Origin of the sequence: Cognatilysobacter segetis, assembly GCF_004359965.1 — a bacterium.
Lineage (GTDB): Bacteria > Pseudomonadota > Gammaproteobacteria > Xanthomonadales > Xanthomonadaceae > Cognatilysobacter > Cognatilysobacter segetis.
In genome coordinates, this window is sequence record NZ_SMRQ01000113.1 from 1 (window position 1) to 2,982 (window position 2,982).

Consider the following 2,982-nt stretch of genomic DNA (forward strand, 5'->3'; position numbering starts at 1 on the left):
CTCGCCGATCGCCTGGCCGAAGCGCTCGCGGAACGACTGCACCAGCGCGTGCGACGCGAGTTCTGGGGCTACGCGGCGGACGAAGGCCTCGCCAACGACGACCTGATCGCCGAGCGCTACCGCGGCATCCGGCCCGCGCCCGGCTATCCGGCCTGCCCCGACCACAGCGAGAAGGCGACGCTGTTCAGGCTGCTCGACGCGACCCGCAACGCGGGCGTGGCGCTGACCGAGAATTTCGCGATGTACCCCACGGCCGCGGTCTCGGGCTATTACTTCAGCCACCCGGGCAGCCAGTACTTCGTCGTGGGGCGCGTTTCCAAGGAGCAGGCGGCCGACTACGCGCGGCGTCGAGCCGTCGAGCCGGCCCAGGTGGATCGCTGGCTGGCGTCGAACCTGGATTACGACCCGGAGTGAGCGGACCGGGCGCGGTGACGGCCCGTCGTCGCCAGGAGGCCGGTGCGGAAGGGGTCGATGCCGGTACGCGTTGGCGCGCGCCGCTCGTGCCGGCATCGACGGCTGCGAGCGACGCCGTCCGAACGCATCACCAGACGAGGTCGTCGGGCACCTGGTACTGCGGATCGCTGTACGGGTCATCGCCGGCCGGCGCATCGGGATCCACGCGCAGTGCCACCGCCTGCTGGAAGATCGCCTCGGCGGCGTCCAGCACGTCCTTCGCGACCAGCACGTAGCGACCGTCGAGCTGCACCACGCCCAGCTCGCCCGCGTTGAGCGCGCGCAGCTGCTCCGCGGTGACGTAGATGCGCTTGATCTTGCCGCCGTACGGAAAATGCCGCGCGATGTCGGCGTCCTTGTCGTTGAGCGCCTTGTCCTTCAGGAAGTCCCCGAGCCTCGCCCGCGCCTCGCGGCGCTGGCGCGCCTCCTCCTGTCGCGCGGCTTCGGCGGCGATGCGCTCGTCCTTCTCCTTCTGGGCGCGCAGCGCATAGGCCTTGCCCAGATCGATCTCCTCCTGCGTCCGTGGCCTGCGCGGCCCGCCGTTGCGCGACGGCGGACGGCCCTTCGGCTTCGCGTCGCGGGCGGCTTCGGGACGCGGACCGGGACGGCCCGCATCGCGACGTTCGCCCTGCTTCGGGGCGTTCGGGCGCGGCGGGCGCCGCTCGTCGCGCTTTTCCGGACGGGCCGGCGCCGTCGGCTTGAAGCCGAGGCCCAACAGCTGGTCACGCAATGTGTCGCTCATGTCGGTCGATCAGTAATGGGGCGGCGGCGGTTCGAGCGCCGGGTCGCCGGTCAGGTCGGTCGAGAGGCCCGCGCGGAGCTGGCGCATCTCGTCGAGTGCCCGCTGCAGCAACAGCACCAGGCGCGCGTTCTCCGACCTCAGGTCGGCCAGCGCGTCGCTCATCTCGAGCAGGGTGTGCTCCTGGAACGCGAGCCGCGTTTCCAGTTCGACCAGCCGTTCGTCGAGCGCATCGTCGCTCATGCGGTGACCGACCGGCCGCGGCCGATGCCGTAGTAGGCCACGCCCGCGGCCTCGACCTCGTCCGGGTGGTAGATGTTGCGACCGTCGAAGAGCACCGCGTCCGACAGCGCGGCGCGCAGGCGCGAGAAGTCCGGGCTGCGGAACTGCTTCCACTCGGTCACCACAACCAGTGCATCCGCACCGGCGAGTGCCGCGTTGGCGCTGTCGCAGAGATCGAGGTCGTCGCGCTCGCCGAAGATGTGCTGCGCCTCGTCGGCGGCCTCGGGATCGTAGGCGCGCACGCGCGCGCCGGCCGCCCAGAGCGCCTGCAGCAGCACGCGGCTCGACGCCTCGCGCATGTCGTCCGTATTGGGCTTGAACGCGAGGCCCCACACCGCGAACGTCTTGCCGGCGATGTCGCCGCCGTAATGGCGTTCGATCAGCTCGACCAGATGCCGCTTCTGGCGATGGTTCACCGACTCGACCGCCTGCAGGAGCTCGGCGTCGTAGCCCACCTGCTCGGCCGTGCGCGCGAGCGCCTGTACGTCCTTCGGAAAGCACGAGCCGCCGTAGCCCGCGCCGGGGTAGATGAAATGCCAGCCGATGCGCGGGTCCGAGCCGACGCCCAACCGCACGTTTTCGATGTCCGCACCCACGCGCTCGGCGAGGTTGGCGATCTCGTTCATGAACGAGATCTTGGTCGCGAGCATCGCGTTCGCCGCGTACTTGGTCAGCTCGGCCGAGCGCACGTCCATCACCACGATGCGCTCGTGGTTGCGGTTGAACGGCGCGTAGAGCCGGCGCAGCCGGTCGATGACGTTCGCGTCGGTGGCGCCCACGACGATGCGATCCGGGCGCATGAAGTCGTTGACGGCGTCGCCTTCCTTCAGGAATTCGGGATTGGACGCCACGCCGAACTCGAGCTCGACCCCGCGCGCATCCAGCTCGGCGGCGATCGCGTCGCGCACCTTGTCGGCGGTGCCGACCGGCACCGTCGACTTGTTGACCACGATGCCCGGCCGCTCGAGGTGACGGCCGATCGTGCGCGCCACCGCCAGGACGTACTGCAGGTCGGCGCTGCCGTCCTCGCCCGGTGGCGTGCCGACCGCGATGAAGATCACCTCGCCGTGCGCGATCGCGGACGGGGCGTCGGTGGTGAAACGCAGGCGGCCGGCTGCGTGGTTCGAGCGCACCATCGGCTCGAGGCCGGGCTCGAAGATCGGGATCTCGCCGCGCTCGAGCGCGGCGACCTTTCCGGCATCGATGTCGACGCAGACGACGTCGTGGCCGACATCCGCCAGGCACGTGCCGGTGACCAGGCCGACGTAGCCCGTGCCGAAGATGGTGACGCGCATCAGGCGCTCCTGCGAAGTCGCCCGGCGCGGACGCCGGGCGCGTGGATCACGGGGTCGGCTGCGGGCCCGCAGCGCCCGGCTTGCCGATGCCGAGGAGCTCGACGTCGAACACGAGCGTGGCGTTCGGCGGAATCGGACCGCCCGGCGTGCCCTGCTCGCCGTAGCCCTGCGCCGCCGGGATCCAGAGGCGGTACTTGCTGCCGACCGGCATCA

Annotated in this window: 5 protein-coding genes; 1 reads left to right on the forward strand and 4 read right to left on the reverse strand. The window is 70.9% G+C overall.

The annotated features are described in order from the left end of the window. On the forward strand, positions 1-414 hold a 414-nt coding region (locus E4F61_RS14075), incomplete at its 5' end, for a vitamin B12 dependent-methionine synthase activation domain-containing protein (protein WP_274380542.1). 127 nt (positions 415-541) lie between these two features. Here the strand turns inward: E4F61_RS14075 and E4F61_RS14080 are convergent. The 4 genes from E4F61_RS14080 to E4F61_RS14095 form a co-directional block, all read right to left on the reverse strand. Further along, complete coding sequence (locus tag E4F61_RS14080; RefSeq protein ID WP_133480235.1) at positions 542-1,195, reverse strand: DUF2058 domain-containing protein; 654 nt, start codon at positions 1,193-1,195, stop codon at positions 542-544. Between the two features lie 9 nt (positions 1,196-1,204). Continuing rightward, positions 1,205-1,435, reverse strand: a complete 231-nt coding sequence (locus E4F61_RS14085) for a SlyX family protein (protein WP_133480236.1) — start codon at positions 1,433-1,435, stop codon at positions 1,205-1,207. After that, the gene (locus tag E4F61_RS14090; RefSeq protein WP_133480237.1) at positions 1,432-2,769 is read right to left on the reverse strand and encodes a UDP-glucose dehydrogenase family protein; all 1,338 of its coding nucleotides are present in this window, start codon (positions 2,767-2,769) and stop codon (positions 1,432-1,434) included. The genes E4F61_RS14085 and E4F61_RS14090 overlap by 4 nt, the downstream gene beginning before the upstream one ends. 46 nt (positions 2,770-2,815) lie before the next feature. Then, a partial coding sequence (locus E4F61_RS14095) for an FKBP-type peptidyl-prolyl cis-trans isomerase (protein WP_202909019.1) occupies positions 2,816-2,982 on the reverse strand: 167 nt, incomplete at its 5' end.

Excerpts from the sequence above, each read along its gene's own strand:
- E4F61_RS14090 (WP_133480237.1), bottom strand. The coding sequence starts at position 2,769 with ATGCGCGTCACCATCTTCGGCACGGGCTACGTCGGCCTGGTCACCGGC.
- E4F61_RS14080 (WP_133480235.1), bottom strand. The coding sequence starts at position 1,195 with ATGAGCGACACATTGCGTGACCAGCTGTTGGGCCTCGGCTTCAAGCCG.
- E4F61_RS14085 (WP_133480236.1), bottom strand. The coding sequence starts at position 1,435 with ATGAGCGACGATGCGCTCGACGAACGGCTGGTCGAACTGGAAACGCGG.